Source organism: Psychrobacter sanguinis, from assembly GCF_020736705.1.
GTDB classification, from domain to species: Bacteria; Pseudomonadota; Gammaproteobacteria; order Pseudomonadales; family Moraxellaceae; genus Psychrobacter; species Psychrobacter sanguinis.
Genome location: NZ_CP085990.1, coordinates 269,516 through 288,684 on the forward strand (window position 1 = coordinate 269,516; position 19,169 = coordinate 288,684).

Consider the following 19,169-nt stretch of genomic DNA (forward strand, 5'->3'; position numbering starts at 1 on the left):
AGAGTGGTTTATCAGTTTAAACAGTGTTATCGCGGTTTAGCACAATGTAAAATAGTCTACTATTTACCTACCCTAACACCTAACTGGGTTACAACTTACACTGTCTTGAGTTTTGCGTTCGCCATTTAAAATATTGAGCCTTTATGATTTACCATACTTTCTCATTTCAAAATTTGCCCGCTCACCAGCTTGTACCTTACTTGAATCATTTTATGGAGCAAGAGTCATCATCTCTTTTGCCTTGGCATGTCTGTTGGCTGAACAATGATAGTGAGCAAGTCATTGGTCTACTGCCTAAAACGTCATGGACAGCGTATAAAAACGCCCTACCTCAGTCGAAGTCTATCACTCCATTATTAGATATTGAGATATTAAAGACATCGCGTCAAGTCTCTAGTGACAAAATAGACGCTTATCAGCGATCAAACTTAAAAACCCCAAATCTAACTTCCAAGGTAGAAAGCACAAGTAATAACAATAAAAACTCCAGTGATGCTATTGCTAGCACCATTAACAGTCATAGCATAATTTATTCAATCGAATATAAAAAGTGGATTGAAGAACTGATTGACTACTGTAAAAGTAATGTCAATTTAGGGCAAAACTTATCATTGAACTTAGAAGGTCAAGCAGAGGATCGAGCAGTAGCGGATTCTGATACTTTCCAAAGTGGCTTAATGGGATTTATAGGCTATGACATTGGTGCCCAAGCACTGGCTGTTGGCTCAAAAATTGAAATAGCCGAACAGCCCTGTGCATTTTTGGCTCACTATGACATTTACCTTAAACCTTATACTGATAAATCTGGTCCTGATATAAAATGGGCGTTGCATACTGAGGATAACACGCCTCAAATCCTCCAAGACAGTATGGTCGCCTATCTGCAAGCTTTTGAAGCCCAGTTGACCGTGTTACTGACGCAATCTGTCACTTTTCCTTCCACGCCCCCTGCTTTGCCTTTGAAGCCGGTATGGAACTTTGAGCAATATACCCAAGCGTTTAATAAAACGCAGCAGTACTTACATCAGGGCGACAGTTACCAAATTAATCTGACTCAAAAATGGCAAGGACAGCTCAGCTTGTCAACTTTCACCCCTAATGACACACTCACTCATTGCAAGCCTTGTCTACGTTTGGTGGATTACTTACCTCAATTACACCATAAGACTCAAGCACCTTTTGCGGGTTATTTAGGTATTACTAATATGGCTCCGACTGCTAAGAAACAAAGTATTAGTGAGTTTGAGTTGCTGAGCTGTTCACCAGAGCTGTTTGTATTATTTAACAAAAACGCAGAAGGCCAACAGCAGATTATCACCAAACCCATTAAAGGCACCTTACCTCGCGGTGTTAACGCTGAACAAGATGAACAGCTCAAGCAGCAGCTGGCTATGAGCGACAAAGATAAAGCTGAAAACGTAATGATTGTCGACTTGCTACGTAATGACTTGGGCAAATATGCTGAAGTAGGCAGTGTCAATGTCCCCAAACTCTTTGCCATTGAAAGCTTTAGTAATGTGCACCACATGGTCAGCACCATTACTGCCACAATTAAAGAAGAGCATCACCCGTTGACGGTCTTATTTAATAGCTTACCCGCTGGCTCAATCACCGGTACGCCAAAGAAGAGAGCCGTTGAAATAATCAGTGAGTTAGAAGCAGCACCTAGAGGGGCTTATTGCGGAACGTTAGGCTATATGAACTTTGACGGTACAGGGCAATGGAATGTACTTATTCGCTCATTGCAAGCAGACTCACAAGGTAAGGTAGCCTTATGGGCGGGTGGTGGTATCACTGTGGGTTCAGAATGTGCAGCTGAATATCAAGAGTGCCATGACAAAGTGGGTAATCTAGTTACTGTATTAGATCCTCAGTAGAGTCTTGCAGATTAAAAAAGGCCAGAATTTAATTCTGGCCTTTTTATTTCAAACTATCACATGCCGTTGTAAATTATACGGAGGCTATTTGCTTTAAGGCCTCAATCAGACGTTGGTTTTGTTCAGCAGTACCAATTGTGATACGTAAGTAGTCATTAATCCTTGGCTGATTAAAATAACGAACGATAATGCCTTGCTCACGTAAATCTTGAGCAATCTCACTTGCATTGCCCTGAGTAGGACGTGCAAACACAAAGTTTGCTTGTGAAGGCAATACCTCAAACTCAAGCTCGGACAAATCCTTAACCAACTGCTCACGCAACTCGATTACTTTACAGCAAGTGTCTTTAAAATAACTCACGTCTTTAACACTGGCCAATGCACCTGCTTGCGCCAAACGATCTAAAGGATAGCTATTGAAGCTGTTTTTCATTCGGGTTAATGCTTCAATTAATGAAGGGTCACCAAACGCCATGCCCACACGCAAGCCCGCTAAAGAACGAGACTTAGAGAAGGTCTGCGTCACCAATAAATTATCATGTTTATCAATCAAACTAATGGCAGACACCGCTTCTTTATCGGCAAAATCAATATAAGCTTCATCAATGACGACCACTGCATTCGGGTGCTCACCGGTCAACTTATCAATCGCTTCTAATGACATCAAAATGCCCGTTGGTGCATTGGGGTTGGCGATAATAATGCCTGAGCAAGGCTGACGGTAGTCATCGGTTTCGATACTAAAGTCACTCGATAAAGGTATCTTAATCAAGTCAACCCCAAAGGTTTCTGCATATACAGGATAAAAACTATAGCTAATGTCAGGCGCTAATAAAGGACGTTCCTTCATAAAGAAGCTAGCAAATACCAATGCCAGTACCTCATCGGAGCCATTGCCGACAAAAACTTGATTCAGATTTAAGCCATAAGCTTCCGCCAACGCTTGTCTTAGCTCATCGGATTCTGGAGCAGGATACAAACGCAATTGATCTGCTTGATTAACTAAGGCTTCTGCGATCGCTTCGGCCACTTTTGGAGAAGGCGGAAAAGGATTTTCATTGGTGTTTAACTTACATAAATTATCATGCTTTGGCTGCTCACCTGGCACATAAGGCGTTAAGTTACGGGCTTTTGTTGACCATAAGCGGGTATCAAGTTTAAATTCCATAGTCTTTATCATCTTATAATAAGTATTTTGTTGAAGGGGCTATTGGTGGATTTTTATAGCCCTATTATCTTCAATTTTGCCTATATTAGGTATAACTATTAGGGGCAACCATCGCAGTCAATACAGCTACTTATCTTAGCACGCTACTAAAGGCTAAACGATGATTTTCAGTTAAAACAATCTAATTATTCATCATACACGACGGTCGTTGTCGTTGAATACAAGTTGCTGTCTTTACATACCGTCCAAAGACAGTTTACTGCCCACTGCGATAGCGCGCTGAACGGGCGTGTGCTTCTAAATCTTCCTGCATCGCTAAGGTATCAGCCACTTGAGCCAATGGTTTTGAGCCTTCAACTGAGCAATATATTAAAGAGGATTTCTTCTGAAAGTCATATACACCGAGTGGCGAAGAAAAGCGCGCCGTGCCTGAAGTGGGCAATACATGGTTAGGTCCTGCACAGTAATCTCCAATCGCCTCTGGTGTATGACGACCCATAAATATTGCCCCCGCATGACGAATATCGGCAATCAGTTCATCTGGATTATCCAGTGATAACTCTAAATGTTCTGGAGCCACGCGATTAATGACCTCAATACCCTCAGCACGGTCTTTCACTAAAATAAGCGCTCCTCGATTTTGTAAAGCTTCTCGAGCGATGTCCGCTTTTGGCAATAGCTGAAGCGCTTTTTCAATGGCCTGTTCTACAGCTTTCAGCTGCTCACTGCTGGTAGTAACAAAAATAGCTTGTGCCACTGTATCATGCTCAGCTTGTGACAATAAATCCATCGCCAACCAATCTGTATTATCACCATCCTCCCCTTCTGCATAAACCAATACTTCTGACGGTCCAGCAATCATATCAATACCTACTTGGCCAAATACTGCTCGTTTTGCTGCCGCCACATATTTATTACCAGGGCCAGTAATTTTGTCTACTTGAGGAATACTGTCTGTACCATACGCCAGTGCTGCAACTGCTTGGGCGCCACCAATAGTAAATACCTTATCCACGCCAGACAGATAGGCTGCGGCCAGTACTAGAGGATTCAGCTCCCCTTTTGGCGCAGGAACAACCATGATTACCTCGCCTACTCCAGCCACTTTGGCAGGAATGGCATTCATCAATACTGAAGACGGATAAGAAGCTAGGCCACCTGGTACATAAATACCCACTCTATCTAGCGGGGTGACCTTTTGTCCTAAACGGTTACCAAGGTTATCGGTATAATCCCATGAAGACTGTGCTTGACGCTGATGGAAATCCTTAATACGTTCGGCAGCTGTTTTTAACGCTGTTTTAACCTCGCCATCTAATGCTTCATACGCTTTTTTGAGCTCATTAGCCGTCAAAGTTAGTTGCTGCATATTGGTTGCTGGATGTGAATCAAATTGTCGGGTCAAGGCCAATACGGCATCATCACCTGAGTGACGTACTTGATTAATAATATCGTCCACTATGGCTAATAGTTGTTTGTCATTGACGGTTTCAAAGGCAAGTAAATCGGTTAACTGCGTGTCAAAATTAGTGTCAGAGCTGGTTAAAGTACGCATGAATATCCTCGGGATAATACGGTTATAAAGTATAGAAGCTTATGTTAATGAAATACTTAACTAAATAGCCCTGAAAATCATAGAGGGCAGTAAAGGTCTAGGTCTGAAACCAAAGACCTTAGCCTTAGTGTAGCATGCAAATACATTGGTTTTATCAATCAATAGTTTAAATATAAATCATTTCCCTCTTTCTATAAAGCAGACTTATTGACCAATTTAATTTCCATTTCCGCCTACTACATTGGCACTCAATTTGCACTTAACTCAATTCACACTTAATAATGGCATTGACACCTAATAAAAGTATTGGCAGTTAATAACGCTATGTCTTATTGGTGCTAAGAAGCCAATTGCTAGCTTTACTTGCGTCATCTCTAATTTGCGTCATCGTAATGCAATAGAGCCTAGGTACGCTATCTGAACTTTCTACATTTTATATTAAGCAATACTTACTAATTTAGTATAGAAATCCATCCTAGACTCAGCCAATCTTGGCCTTTCTTATCTTGGGAAACCAATAATGTCTCCAACTCGAAAGTCTGTCAGATTTACTTCTTCAACGCCTATTTTTAACACCTTGTTAATCAGCGTCTCATTGGTTGGCATGCTCAGCAGCTGTACGTCGGCACCCCAGTACCAGACCAGTGTGTCCTCACTGAATAAGTCTAGCAGCCAGATTAAAGAACAGGCCAGTAATTACGCTTCTTCATTAGACAAACAAGGTGCCTTACTGCCCTATACAGTTATTGATTCTAGCCTAAAAAATGGATTACACCCTACCAAAAATTTAGAGATACGTAACGGAGGATTTGGTTCGGATGCAGCCGCCCATCCCACTAACCTCTCACAGTTTTATGCCCTGACCGACCGTGGGCCTAATGCTAAATCTAAGGGTAGACTTGGCAAAGGTAAGTTATTCCCCACGCCCAATTATGTGCCACGTATAGGATTGTTTGAATTACAAGCAGATGGCCGTATCAAAAAAATCAAAGAAATTCTGTTAAAGGATACTAAGGGTCATAACATATCAGGCCTACCCAATACTGAAAATTTAGGGGGTACTGGCGAGACGCCTTACGACAAATATGGCAACCCCATCTTGATGGATATGTCTAAACCGTTTAATAAGGTAAGTAACCCTATCAAAACTGATGTCTATGGTCTTGATGGAGAAGGTCTGGCCGCTCTGCGTGATGGCACCTTTTGGGTAAGCGACGAATATGGACCGCACTTAGTGCACTTTGATGCCAATGGTCGCGAGATAAATCGTATTAATGCTTTTGAGGCAGACAGTCGCAATAATATAATCGTGAATGGCAAAAGAATACTGTTACCTGCTGAATTTGCAAACCGTCGTGCCAATCGAGGTATGGAGGGTTTAACCATCACTCCTGACCAAAAAACCTTAGTGGGTATCATGCAATCTACCATGGACAATCCTAGTAAAGCTGTCCGTAAGCAAGACATCACCCGTATCGTTACTATTAGTCTAGTCGACGGTAGAATCTCACAATACCTTTATAAACAACAGTCTCCACAAAATTCTAATTCAGGCATTGTTGCTTTAGATAATAAAACCTTTTTGGTCATCGAACGTGATAGCACTTTTCAATTAAAAAAACCCGGGGCTCAAAAGCATATTCATAAAGTGACTCTAGACAAGGCCACTGACTTAGAAGCTATGACTGAGACGGCCTCTTTGAAACAAGATAAGACGCTTGGCTTGACCCTTAATGGCAAGACATTAGAACAAATAGTAACGGCAGATAATGGCAGCTGGCAGACGCTCAATAAAGCAGGCATCCAACCCGTAAATAAGACTCTGGTTCTAGATGCTGTCAAAGCATTTAACTATCCACATGACAAATTAGAAGGCATATGGTTGATGGGTCAAGGACATATAGGTCTACTTAATGATGATGATTTTGCGACTTGGTCAACGAAAGGTGTGCTTGAACAAAAGTACCTTGATAAAGATCAGACCATACAAGATGCGAGTCGTTTATACATTGCGACTGGTATTGACTATTAATTTAGAGCTTACCGTTGATTTATAAAATACTGTCAACTCATCAACAACCATTAATGCTTTATCCTTCTCTTTCACTGTTACCTTTCACAAAAAAAACACCACATTAAGTGGTGTTTTTCTCATATAGAACAAATAACCTATTTATACATCTATAACCAACTCAACTCTCTAGTCACCTATACTCTGCTTAAAGCTGTCCAAAATAGGCTCAAGTAAACTATATTTACGCTTATAACTGACTTGGTTGACAATCAATCGTGAAGACACATTACAGATATGATCGATAGGCTCTAAACCATTAGCTCGTAAAGTATTTCCTGTATCAACCACGTCGACAATTAAGTCACCTAAACCCACGAGCGGAGCCAATTCCATAGAGCCATAAAGCTTAATAATATCCACTTGTTGGCCTTGGCTGGCAAAATAAGCCCGTGCTACGTTGACATACTTGGTAGCAATACGCAGACGACGGTTGGGCAATTCTGCCCCTTTAATACCTGCTGTCATCAGTTTACATTGAGCTATTTTCAGATCAAGTAGCTCGTAAACATGCTTGGCGCCATACTCTAACAACACATCTTTACCGGCCACACCGAAGTCAGCAGCGCCATGCTCGACATAGGTTGGTACGTCACTGGCGCGTAAGATTAACACTCGAACTTGCGGATGAGAGGTCGGGAAAATAAGTTTACGTGATTTGTCAGGATCTTCTAAAAGTTCGATACCAGCTGCTTTTAGCAAGGGCAATGTCTCTTTTAAAATACGTCCTTTAGATAACGCCAACGTCAGCCCATTATAATCACTATCAGCTTGATTCAATAATTCGTTTGTGTCAGTCATAGTCAGGTATGTCTTAATTAGATGAGAGTATTTTTAGTATGGGTTTATAAGGCTAGGCTGTCACTACTAGTCAGCGATATCCGAATCTGTACCATCAGTTACTGGATTAACACGCTCAATGTTCACCCCTAAGCCGCGTAATTTTTCTTCCACATTTTCATAACCACGGTCAATATGGTAGATACGGTCAATTAAGGTTTCCCCTTCCGCTGCCGCTGCTGCCATAACCAATGACATTGAAGCACGTAGATCAGTAGCCATAACTGGAGCGGCGTTAAACTCTTCTACACCACGAATAATCGCAGTATGACCATCTACTTGAATGTCTGCACCCATACGCTTTAATTCAGGCACATGCATGTAGCGGTTTTCAAAAATGTTCTCACTAATGGTACTGGTACCGTCTGCTAAACAACAAACTGCCATTAATTGCGCTTGCATATCCGTTGGGAATCCTGGATGAGGCTGCGTACGAATATCAACTGGCTTAGGACGGCCTGTCATTTGCGCCCGAATCCAGTCATCACCCGTGGTAATGACCGCACCCATTTCTTCAAACTTTTGTAGAACAGGTAGCAATAAAGAAGGGTCTGTATTTCTAGTGGTGACGTCGCCTTCAGTCATTAACGCGCCCGCTAAGTAAGAACCGGTTTCAATGCGATCGGCAACCACAGAGTATTCACAACCATGTAAGCTGTCCACACCTTCAATGGTCAAAGTGGCTGTACCGATACCTTCAATTTTGGCACCCATCGCCACTAGCATATTTGCCAAATCCACCACTTCTGGTTCACGAGCACAGTTTTCTAAAACGGTAGTGCCTTTTGCTAAGGTTGCTGCAATTAGAACATTTTCAGTACCACCAACCGTTACCATGTCAAAGCCGTATTCACAGCCGATCAAACGTCCCCCTTCAGGCGCCTTAGCAATCACATAACCATTTTCCACATTTATTTCTGCACCCATGGCTTTAAATGCTTTTAAATGTTGATCAACGGGACGCGAACCAATAGCACAGCCACCAGGTAGCGATACTTCGGCTTCACCAAAACGCGCCAATAATGGGCCTAAAACCAAAATAGAGGCACGCATGGTTTTTACTAACTCATAAGGAGCAAAGTAGTTTTCGATGGTGCTGGTGTCACAAGTAACAGTATCACCCTGTTTTTCAATAGTAATACCCAAGCCTGCAATCAGCTTGATTAAGGTACGCACATCTTGCAGTGAAGGAACGTTTTTCAATGTGGTGGGGGTTTCTGCCAAAATCATAGCAGCAAGAAGTGGTAAGGCTGCGTTTTTCGCGCCTGAGATAGTGACTTCGCCTGCAATGCGACTACGGCCGGTAATTAGAAATTGGTCCATTGAATACTGTCCTAAACTGAAATAACGATTAAAAAATAAAGAGGACTATAATAGGTAGCAATCAACTTATGCCCTACCCATCTTAGTTAATTGACTCAGTTAAAATTATTGATTCGCTTGCTTCTCTTCCCATTCTTTAGGGGTTAAAGCTTGAATATTAAGAGCATGAATATCGCCACGGGCAATAATATCCCCTACTAAGCCATAAACTGCTTGTTGACGCTGTACCAGACGCTTGCCCTCAAAACTGGCATCCACAACGCGTACATCAAATTTATTGCCTTGATTGGCCGCTTGAATAAAAGCTTCTGGGTAATGTGGCTGTAGAAATGCGATTAAATCATCAGCGTTCATGCTCATGGAAACTACCTATAATTAGTATTAATAAATTAAGATGAATAAATATTTTGACTTGTTTGTTGCAGACAATAGACAGACTATAGGTTGGCAATGAATAACAAGTTATAAGTTTTTGATTATAGCAAGTGTTGCCGATATTTGCCTAATAGATGTTTATTAATATCTCAGCCAATATTTTACATTGACTCAAAATTAGCAATATTAAAAGGCAATCACTGTTAAAAAACTAAAAGCTAATAACTATTAGAAGATTAAAAGTATAAGATTAAAAGCCAACCAGTGTTAGTAGCAGCTTTAGACCTTCGTACCTAGTTTCTAATTTTTCTAGCTGGCTTTAGCTTTTGTTGTGATTGGTTGCGGTTGCAGCTTTTGGTCTAAATAAGTTAGCACTTGTGCTCGTACAGGGTTGACCCAAGTTAATGAAGTCGACATGGCCGCAATGATAGAAGCATGGGTCGCACCTTTAATTTCTTCAGTACTGACATTAGCACCGACATCCGTTAAAGCTTTTACCATTTTTTCAGAATTACTGATATGTACCACTTTATCATTTTCAGCAGTCATTAATAAATAATCAGGTTGTTGACCACTACTTCCTGCTTTAAGTAATCGATCTGGCATGACCTCATCTGGCGTTGCCCCTTCAGGGAAAACAGTGCGCGAAGAGAACTTCCTAAAGTCATAGCTGTAAGGACCCGCAATGCCCACTACCGCCTTGATATCATTTGGCTGCAATCCATACGGCTTTAAAAAGTCAGCATTAGAAACTGCAGCGACTGCGTTAAATGCTCCGGCAGAATGACCCACAACTGCCATTCTATTCGCATCGGCGAAAAATTTATCTGCATTTTCATGCGACCAAGCAATCGCTTGAGCCGTATCTTTAACAAATTCAGGATAAATAAACTGTGGCGCTTTTCTATAGTTAATCACTGCCGTAACGTAACCCGCTTTGGCCAAACTCTGACCCACAAAGGCATACTGATCTTTATTACCGCTTTCCCAAGAGCCACCATGGACAAAAACGATAAAAGGATACTCTGCACTGGGCTTTTGATGATTATCTACGGCTTTAGCAAGCTCTTTAGGATAGTAGATATCTAAATTCTGATCCGGCTCATTACCGTAATTCAAATCCTTGATAACACTCACTTCACCATTAGGCGTAATGGCATTCAATAGCTTTAACCCTGGCGAAGCATTGGCCGTGGTATGTAATGACCATAAAGCCACGCCTGTAACCGCTACTGAAACACTCAACTTCTTATATTTTTGCATCGACATGGACTGATCGTTCCGTTATTTTTAAGGATTATTCTGATAAAGCCTTGGTTGTGGCTCTATGGTTTCTACCAACCATTTACCTCTTGCTTATACATTTCAATGTAAGGACTGGGATAAGTATTGTTTGAGCTCTGTGGGGATGACACAGGCGCGATATCATTGTTTACACCGCTAACTGGCGTTTGTGGTGCTTGATATTGAGTAGCCTCTGCACCCTGAACGACTGGCACCTGTTGCTGTTGTGGAGCATAAGACTGTTCAACATTAGCACCTGGCACTACTTCAATTGGTTCTTCTATATAACGCGGTGCAGGCGGCTCAAGATTGGTCTCTTGAATAATGGCATCTTCATTAATTTCTGCGCCATTATTATCGATAAGCTGGGTTAATAGCACCAACTCTTTAATGCCCACTGTGCTATTGATAATATTAATCAAATGTTCACGCTGAGCCGGTGTCAGTTTACCCATGACATAGACAACGCCGTCGTCAGTAACCACTTTTACTTGGCTATTTTTGATCGCATTGTTGGTTAAGATTTTAGCATTCACTTTTGAGCTAATATAAGCATCGTGTACGGTATAACTGGCCCCTTTGACATTAGCAACCGTCAGTTTATTATAGAGATTTTTAATATCAGGCATAGAAGATACGACGGCCTCTACCTGCTTTTTAGCTTCTTCATCGGGTACTTCACCCGTTAGCAGTACATTGCTATAGAAACTATTAATACTAATACGGCTGCGTGCTGAAAAAGTAGGGTCAATACGACTGATGTTAACTTTTGCGGTATTCTCAATACTCTGGTCTAAGATACGCTGAGCTAAGGTTCGATCTGTTGCTGCTACCCCAAAAGACTCATTGGGAGATTTTATGGCTTGCATAGACACACAGCCACTCATCAGACCGAGGCTTAATGTGGCACAAAGCGTGGTACATTTAATAGACTTACTATCTGATAACCAAGAACTTACCATTTTACAATGTCCTTATTTACAGCTTAATACTCAATAATTTCATTTACAGTTTAATACTCAATAATTTCAACTTTCAATAAATTGCTCAAAGCAAAGGTATCTCTAGCTATAATATGAAAATACGAAAAAAATATGTGCTCTAGTTTACCTTTATCAGCTCAAACTACCTTACATATTTGGTAACAAAACCCTAACGCAAAGCCTTCCGAAGTGATAAATTATTCACCAAGCATTGGCCATAAAGGCACCTTGTACCCACTCTGGCTGAATGAATTTATGCGCCTCACTTGCCCCTACCTGCTCGTTAAAAGCGACCACATCAAATCGACACTCTAGATGGGCATAATTGGGATGGTGTCTTAAAAAGAAACGAGCGGTCTTAATCAATTTGCGCTGTTTGGCTCGGGTAATACTCATTAAAGCATCCCCGTAATTGGAAACTTTACGTTTCCGAACTTCAGCAAACACCAAGGTATTCCATGCCTTTTCCGGATGTAACAGTATCAAATCAATCTCGCCCACATTAGGCTGCTGCCAGTTTTTGGCAAGGACAACCAAGCCCTGTTGCTGTAAAAAATCAGCTGCGATTTTTTCATAATCCCCACCATGTCGCTGTTTGGGCGAGCTTAATAAGGAAGGATTAGAGGGCATAGAGGAGCCTATTAGATTTATTTTACGGCTGAGGAAGTGAACATCGTCGTCAGTTATCGATTATCAGTGGTAAGTCATAAACTTTCCATTGATAACTTATCACTGAGCCATAACAGCGCTATTTATAAAAGACGTTTCTTAGTTGCTTAGGCATTGCTTTGCTTTAAGCTTTGTTTTATGCGTTATTTTGGGCATAGGCATTATTGTTGACATAAGTATGATGCGACTATCGTGCCATATAAAGACAAGTGAACACAGATATATTAGCACATCATGGTAAACTGGTAATATGCAACTTATCCCTATATTTAAATTTAATGAAGGTCTTTTATGTCAGTGCAAGACGACGCTCAACAAACCTCGCAATCTTCTCAGCCAAGTAATATTTCAGTAGCCAAAGCCTATCTCTACATTGTGGCCACCCCTATTGGAAACATGGGCGATATTACTGCTCGTGCTATCGACGTGCTAAAGAAGGTAGATATTATCGCTTGTGAAGATACTCGGACTTCTGGAAAACTGCTTTCCAACTTTAACATAGATACCCAAACTTGGGCCTATCATGAGCACAACAGTGAAATCCAAACCCCAAAAATTATAGAAATGATTCAGCGAGGCCACTCTGTGGCTTTGATTAGTGATGCAGGTACACCGCTTATTAGCGATCCAGGTTATCAATTGGTTCAGGCCGCTCACTTGGCAGGTGTTAGCGTCGTCCCCGTCGTGGGTGCCAGTGCGGCAATTGGCGCTCTAAGTGTGGCCGGTCTACCCTCTGACAAGTTTAGCTTTGTGGGCTTTTTACCAGCTAAGACCCATGGACGAGTAAAACAGCTTCAGGACTACGCTGAACGTACAGAAACGCTAATCTTTTATGAAGCACCACACCGTATTGTGGCCAGTTTAAAAGACATGGCGGCTGTTTTTGGTGACAATAGACCTGCTACTTTATGCCGAGAGCTGACTAAGACTTTTGAAACTGTTAAGAAGTCTACACTTGGCGAGTTGGTCAACTTTGTTGAGTCAGATAACAATCAGCAAAAAGGCGAAATCGTGCTCGTTGTGGGCGGCAACGTGAATAGCAGCAGCGATGATTTGAGTGTCCATGATCCTTTATTACAGCGTTTACTTGAAGACTTGTCGGTGAAAAAAGCGGCTGCGTTAGCCTCTGATATTACAGGAGTTAAGAAAAATGCTTTGTATCAAAGACTGCTTGAGTTACAGCCAAACTAAATCTTAAAGCTCAAACTTAGCCGTTTCTAAATTAGTCACTCTCGAATTATTTACCATCAAAAAGGTCGAATATTAATTTCGACCTTTTTATTTATTGCCCTTTTTGCAACTCTTACTTCAATAATTCACTTCTCATATAACCCGCCATTGATGTCCATTATTTTCTAATTGAGTTTTAATATACATTAGATAATTTAGTAATATTTTATAAATAAAATACTTTTTACCACCCCATTTTATGTCTTTATTTTCAGTTATTTTACATAAAAAACTTTTTAAAACAGGAAGTTATATTTGTTTCACGACTTATCTGAATACTTATAAGAATAATCTTATCTCTCTTTGTAATCGATTGTAAATAGGTTTACTATACTATTTATCTTAATAATAATACATAAATGTCAAATTATGCTAAAAACAGAGTCCCAGAATTCTACTGCTTTACAGAAAATCGGTACCTTACTTAACCGTATTGAATCGCACACTGAAAATAGTGTGCGTAGCAAGCTGTTTATTATTTGCTTTGTCACATTTGTAGCAAGCTTCGATTTTACAATTTTTGTTTTTCTCTCTGATAGCTTAAGCATTACTTTCTTTGCTGAATCAGGTGATGAGTTTTCTCAACAGCTTAAGCTGGTTAGCCTCGTCGCTATTGGTTTTATCGCTCGCCCTTTTGGGGCGTTATTACTTGGACGGTATGCGGATATTAAGGGTCGAAAGCCGGTTCTACATATAGGGTTATTCCTATTATTTTTAACCTCTATTGTTGCCGCTTGCTTGCCTACTTACTCTCAAGTTGGAGTAACGGCTTCTGTATTATTGGTAATCGTACGCCTTATTCAGGGGGCTGCTTTCGCCAATCAATTGGGATTAGGCTGGGTCTATGTGGCAGAAAGTTTACCGCGTAGCCGTTTGGCAACTTGTATTGGCATGGTGTGCGGGAGCTCAGCATTAGGTGTGATTTTCTGCGCCTTGATGATTACCTATTTAAACTTTGTATTTTCAGACGCCCAATTGGTAGCCTTTGCTTGGCGTATCCCATTTGTTATCAGTGGCCTTATGGCATTTATCGGCTATCTTTTGGTACATAAGTTGAGCGAGACAACTCTGTTTATGAAGCATAAGAGCGACTCTATCGAACCCATAGAGTTATCAAGTTTTACCTATGACTTAAAACGTTTTAACGCCTATTTCTTAACGTTCTTTTTAACTCTTATCTATTCAAGCTCAATGATTTTACTGCTATTACTGCTACCAAAATTTATTAACAGTCAAGTAAGTATCGATGAATTTACCCTGCGTATATTGAGTGCATTTGGTATGATTGGATTGGCCTTAGGGATGTTATTTTATGGCTGGTTAGCAGATAAAATTAACCTTGGTCGTGTGCTAATGGTAGGCTCTATCCTGCTTTGTTTAAATGCGGTACTTCTCTATTATTATCTATCGCATGGCCACGGTACTTATTTAGTACCCATCTTTACGATGGTAGGCTTTAGCAATGGCATTATTAGCCTATGTCCTATGATATTTCTTCAGCTATTTCCTACTCAAAAACGCCTGATGTGTACCAATGTTATTTTCAATGTTATAACCGTGTTTACTGGGGTTATCCTGCCTTTTTCACTATTGTATATTACTGAAATTATTAGCTTTGCTCCCGCCATGTACTTAATTTTTATCGGGGTTTGTGCCTTTTTTATGGGATTTTATGTGTATCAGACGCCGCAATTGGTAAAGTATCAGCAGCTATCTGCCTTGGAGTAGCCAAAAAAAGAGAGGTAAAGCAGGTTTTAAAAAACAGACACTTTATAAAAGAAATTGAAAAAGACGCTCTCTAAGAAAGGAGCTATAAAGGTACAGCATCTCGTTTTTTAAGCCAACCGTAGTGTGACCACAATAGTAAACTGGCAGCACTGCGATATGGTGACCAAGTCTCAGAAAGCAGTCTTAATTGTTTGGGCGTGGGTCTATCATCTAGCCCCAATAAGGACATTGCCCCAGCCTTAATGGCAAGGTCATCAACTGCCAATACATCGGCTCGTCCGAGGCTGAATAGCAAATACATTTCGGCTGTCCATCTGCCAATCCCCGTTACTGCGGTTAGAGTGGCTATCACCTCATCATCGGGCAAGTTTTCAAGTTCCGCAAAATCAATATCATGCTCAACCAATGATCGAAGATAGCGGATTTTTTGTCTAGATAAACCATTGATACGAAGCTCATCATCGTCGGCATTTTTAATAGCTTGAGGGGTGGTCATTCCTGCTTTATCTAATTTATTCCAAATACTGTCAGCCGCTGCTACCGATAGCTGCTGTCCTACCATCGCTCGCATTAATTCATTGAACCCACCGTTATTACGGCGTAAGCTTGGTGTGCCTACTTGCTTATATACTGGCGCAAATCGGGGTTCGATTTGGATCAGTTGTTTGATATGACGCTCTAACTCATTGAGAGTGTCTATAGTGGTTATTTGATTGGATGGCTGTGAACCGTTTGCCATGATTTGCTCCCTAGGGTGAAATTACGCTTTTACAGCTTATAAAGGTTAACTCCTCTAAGCGTTTTAAATCAAAGACATTAGACCCGTAATCCCTTGCCAACCCACTCTTAAGCCGAGCACAGTTAAAATAACCAATACCAGCTGGCGAAATCTGTGCTGCGATAAATAATGACGCAAACGAATGCCAAACAGTAAGAAGATAACTGAGACTGTGGTAACCAAACCGATAAGTAGCCAGTCACTGGTGGGTAGCGCTATTAATGAGTCACGTAGCACTATTATCTGAGCCACCTTACCCAATAAATAACACATATTGCCCACTTTGGCGATGGTGTTTTTATCGTCAGTACTGCCCAACAAATACATCAGCAAAATAGTAGACATGGCATTGGTAGAGCCACCGACAATACCCGCTATCAGCCCCGTGGCTATCAAAACAGGTGTCGTGGCAGGGAGAATTATTTTTTTACCCAACGCGTTACTAATGACATAAAAAGCAATGACTGCCGCTAATAACAATAAAATATAGCTACTATCTACCCACATCAGTAGCTTGACACCTAAGATACTGCCGAGCAGACTCATTAAGGCCAACAGCCAATAATGTTTGAGGTAATAGGTAAAATTGCCCCAGACACTGCGCTCACCCCCGATAAGCCAAGTCATTAGATTGAGCGCAAATGAGGGAAATATAATAAGAATAATGGCATGCTGTAAAGGGTACAGACTTGCCAACGCTGTAGTAGCGACTAAGGTAACCCCAATGCCACTAATTCCATGTAGCACTGAGGCGACGGCAAATATGAAGGTTAATAACAAGTTTTCAAAATTAAACACGACCCATCCCTATAGCCCAGTAAACCATCACCTGTTATCCCACTGTGATAAATGAGCCTGTCATTTGTCACCTTATCTTGGCTGCCACTTACTCATAACTGCCTTAGCCTCAAAAAGCTTAGCTTTTTTAAGTGTCGATGGGAAGAACTAGCGCTTACCGAACCCTTGCTTGTGTAAATAGTCACTCACTTGAGGACGTACCGGTTGAGCAAAAGTCTTAGTCACTTGCGCTTCCCATGCTTGATGGTTTTCACTTCCACGATCAGAATAATATTGTTTTACGTCTTCATTAAACGCATCAATCTGCTGCTGAGTGGCCGGTTGATATTGATTTTCAGAGACCAATAAGGACAATGGAAAACGTGGCTTTTGGGATGAATTAATCGGAGAATCACTAGGATGTCCCAAACACATACCAAAGATAGGCACAACATGTTTGGGCGCATTGATAACCTCACCTGCTCGCTCGATATCATTACGTAGACTACCAATATAAACACCGCCTAAACCAAGAGATTCAGCCGCAGCCAATACGTTTTGAGCAAATAATCCAGCGTCTAACGCAGAGATTAAAATTACCTCCATCCAATCAAGCTGTGCTTCTGGCTCAACCATGTTATGACGATAGTTATCCATACAAAACACCAAATACTCTGGACACTCTAGAACATAAGGATGCGCCAGCTTTTTACCTTCACTTAAGGCTTGATTGTATTCCTCTTCGCTCATCCCATTAGAGATTTGATGAAATTTAATACGCTGCTCTCGATCGGTGATACGAATGACACTGACCGACTGCATATAGTTAGACGTTGAGACGGCACGGCCCGCTTCTAATACCGCCTCTAACATCTCGGCACTGATAGGTTCATCGGTAAAGCTACGAACTGAACGGTGTGACAACATGGCCTCTAATGTAGAATTGATGTTTTTAATCTTGGTTATATTTGACTGCTCTGAAGTCTCTGTCATGACTTACCCTTAACTATTATTGATTTTTTAAGTGCGTTTTTTGGACAGCTTTTAAGGGAAATTTAATCAGTAAGTGGTTTTGCCCTTTATCTTTCTATCAATAGCTGGTCTGGATTATGACCTACAAATTAAAGCCTATTGTTTCCAATAGGCTTTTTAATAGATATTCTTGATAAATAATCGTATCTTACCGCTATTTCTTCCTTATCTGCTCACTTTTAATTTTAAGGTATTGTTTACTTAATAATGGTACCTATTAAGTTAACTAAATGTTCTGCTATGTTATTTTTATCCATTTTTTCTAATTCAACAGGCTGTTTTTGATATTGTTCAGCAAAAAACACCGTCATCGCATTTTCATCACTGGCAAAGCCAATATCTGAACGTGACACATCATTACAAGCAATCATATCTAAGTTCTTAGATACCAACTTACCTCGGGCATATTTTTCGACATCCTGAGTCTCAGCTGCAAAACCTACCATAAACATATCAGGATAATTGTGTGAAATAGTCGCTAAAATGTCTGGGTTCTTCACCAGCTCCAAAGTCATTTGCTCTTGAGTCTTCTTGATTTTTTGAGGTGCCGCATCCCGCGTACGATAATCTGCCACTGCTGCCGAGGCAATAAAAATATCACATTCAGCTTGAGCAGACCTTTCCGCAGCTTGCATCATGTCATTGGCCGACAAAACATTCACACGTTGCACATCTAAAGGCGTCTCAAGCCCGACCTTACCACCGGCTATTAAAGTGACTTCAGCACCAGCATCACGGCAAGCTCGCGCTAAGGCAAAGCCCATTTTGCCTGTTGAATGATTGGACAAAAATCTTACAGGGTCAATGGACTCTATAGTTGGACCCGCTGTAATGGTCACTTTCTTGCCCGCCAAGTACTGCGGTGTCATGAGCTTAGCTTTAAAATTAATAACCCGTCTTAATAAAATCTCAGGCTCTGGCAATCGGCCAGCCCCCGTATCTCCACAAGCCTGTATGCCACTATCAGGCTTAATCATCTCATAGCCCATATCAGCTAAAGTTTGTACATTAAGTTGAACTGCAGGATGTGCCCACATTTGTTGATTCATTGCAGGAGCGACCATCACTGGAGCAGTCGTTGCCAGACATACGGTCGCCAATAGATCATCGGCCATACCCATTGCCAAACGCGCTAAAGTGTTGGCTGAAGCCGGTGCAATAACAATAAGATCCGCCCATTTTGCCAACTCGATGTGACCCATACCCGCTTCGGCTTTGGTATCTAGTAATTCAGTATGTACCTCATTACCGGTCAGTGCTTGTAGCGTCAATGGCGTAATAAACTGCTGCGCACCTTGGGTCATTATTACCCTAACTTCGAATCCAGCTTTGATCAGCAAGCGCGCCAACAAAGCAGATTTATAGGCAGCAATCCCACCGGTTATGGCGAGAATAACGTTAGTGATATTTGGGGCAACAGGAACGACTGGAGTGAAGATTTGGCTCATAACTGAGGATTACCTTAAAGGACAAAATGCA

General features: G+C 41.2%; 16 protein-coding genes. 4 read left to right on the forward strand and 12 right to left on the reverse strand.

Annotated elements, in window-relative coordinates; all coding sequences use genetic code 11:
• The first annotated feature begins 143 nt into the window (after nt 1–143).
• A complete protein-coding gene (locus tag LK453_RS01160; RefSeq protein ID WP_201535467.1) occupies nt 144–1,877 on the forward strand; it encodes an anthranilate synthase component I family protein in 1,734 nt (577 codons plus the stop codon).
• Nucleotides 1,878–1,950: 73 nt separating this feature from the next.
• Here LK453_RS01160 and hisC read toward each other — a convergent pair whose 3' ends face one another.
• Both hisC and hisD read right to left on the reverse strand, forming a co-directional pair.
• Complete coding sequence (gene hisC, locus LK453_RS01165; protein WP_201535464.1) at nt 1,951–3,057, reverse strand: histidinol-phosphate transaminase; 1,107 nt, start codon at nt 3,055–3,057, stop codon at nt 1,951–1,953.
• Nucleotides 3,058–3,301: 244 nt separating this feature from the next.
• Complete coding sequence (gene hisD / locus LK453_RS01170) at nt 3,302–4,600, reverse strand: histidinol dehydrogenase (RefSeq protein ID WP_201535461.1); 1,299 nt, start codon at nt 4,598–4,600, stop codon at nt 3,302–3,304.
• 520 nt (nt 4,601–5,120) lie between these two features.
• On the opposite strand from hisD, the gene LK453_RS01175 reads away from it, so the two are divergent.
• Nucleotides 5,121–6,632: an esterase-like activity of phytase family protein gene (locus LK453_RS01175; protein WP_227674355.1), complete on the forward strand. Its 1,512-nt coding sequence runs from the start codon at nt 5,121–5,123 to the stop codon at nt 6,630–6,632.
• A 168-nt stretch (nt 6,633–6,800) separates the two neighbouring features.
• On the opposite strand, the gene hisG is transcribed toward LK453_RS01175, so the two are convergent.
• The 6 genes from hisG to LK453_RS01205 all read right to left on the reverse strand — a co-directional run bounded on the left by hisG (nt 6,801) and on the right by LK453_RS01205 (nt 12,106).
• Nucleotides 6,801–7,472 carry an ATP phosphoribosyltransferase gene (gene hisG, locus LK453_RS01180; protein ID WP_007394163.1) on the reverse strand — a complete coding sequence of 224 codons (672 nt, stop codon included), beginning with the start codon at nt 7,470–7,472 and terminating at the stop codon, nt 6,801–6,803.
• Between the two features lie 66 nt (nt 7,473–7,538).
• On the reverse strand, nt 7,539–8,834 hold the full coding sequence (gene murA, locus LK453_RS01185) for a UDP-N-acetylglucosamine 1-carboxyvinyltransferase (protein WP_201535458.1): 1,296 nt from the start codon (nt 8,832–8,834) through the stop codon (nt 7,539–7,541).
• 105 nt (nt 8,835–8,939) lie between these two features.
• The gene (locus tag LK453_RS01190; RefSeq protein WP_007394165.1) at nt 8,940–9,194 is read right to left on the reverse strand and encodes a BolA family protein; all 255 of its coding nucleotides are present in this window, start codon (nt 9,192–9,194) and stop codon (nt 8,940–8,942) included.
• 324 nt (nt 9,195–9,518) lie between these two features.
• Entirely contained in the window at nt 9,519–10,478 is a 960-nt protein-coding gene (locus LK453_RS01195) for an alpha/beta hydrolase (protein ID WP_201535445.1), read from the reverse strand.
• A gap of 65 nt (nt 10,479–10,543) precedes the next feature.
• Entirely contained in the window at nt 10,544–11,455 is a 912-nt protein-coding gene (locus tag LK453_RS01200) for a BON domain-containing protein (protein ID WP_201526658.1), read from the reverse strand.
• Nucleotides 11,456–11,677: 222 nt separating this feature from the next.
• Entirely contained in the window at nt 11,678–12,106 is a 429-nt protein-coding gene (locus tag LK453_RS01205) for a YraN family protein (RefSeq protein ID WP_379652741.1), read from the reverse strand.
• Nucleotides 12,107–12,436: 330 nt separating this feature from the next.
• Here LK453_RS01205 and rsmI point away from each other — a divergent pair, with 330 nt between their 5' ends.
• Nucleotides 12,437–13,336 carry a 16S rRNA (cytidine(1402)-2'-O)-methyltransferase gene (gene rsmI / locus LK453_RS01210; protein ID WP_201535442.1) on the forward strand — a complete coding sequence of 300 codons (900 nt, stop codon included), beginning with the start codon at nt 12,437–12,439 and terminating at the stop codon, nt 13,334–13,336.
• A 408-nt stretch (nt 13,337–13,744) separates the two neighbouring features.
• Complete coding sequence (locus tag LK453_RS01215) at nt 13,745–15,103, forward strand: MFS transporter (RefSeq protein ID WP_201535439.1); 1,359 nt, start codon at nt 13,745–13,747, stop codon at nt 15,101–15,103.
• 82 nt (nt 15,104–15,185) lie between these two features.
• Here LK453_RS01215 and LK453_RS01220 read toward each other — a convergent pair whose 3' ends face one another.
• The 4 genes from LK453_RS01220 to coaBC form a co-directional block, all read right to left on the reverse strand.
• Complete coding sequence (locus LK453_RS01220; RefSeq protein WP_201535436.1) at nt 15,186–15,842, reverse strand: DNA-3-methyladenine glycosylase family protein; 657 nt, start codon at nt 15,840–15,842, stop codon at nt 15,186–15,188.
• Nucleotides 15,843–15,905: 63 nt separating this feature from the next.
• On the reverse strand, nt 15,906–16,679 hold the full coding sequence (locus LK453_RS01225) for a sulfite exporter TauE/SafE family protein (protein WP_201526663.1): 774 nt from the start codon (nt 16,677–16,679) through the stop codon (nt 15,906–15,908).
• 147 nt (nt 16,680–16,826) lie between these two features.
• Complete coding sequence (gene nfsA / locus LK453_RS01230) at nt 16,827–17,651, reverse strand: oxygen-insensitive NADPH nitroreductase (protein ID WP_201535433.1); 825 nt, start codon at nt 17,649–17,651, stop codon at nt 16,827–16,829.
• Nucleotides 17,652–17,887: 236 nt separating this feature from the next.
• Nucleotides 17,888–19,138: a bifunctional phosphopantothenoylcysteine decarboxylase/phosphopantothenate--cysteine ligase CoaBC gene (gene coaBC / locus LK453_RS01235; protein ID WP_201535430.1), complete on the reverse strand. Its 1,251-nt coding sequence runs from the start codon at nt 19,136–19,138 to the stop codon at nt 17,888–17,890.
• Between the last annotated feature and the right edge of the window lie 31 nt (nt 19,139–19,169).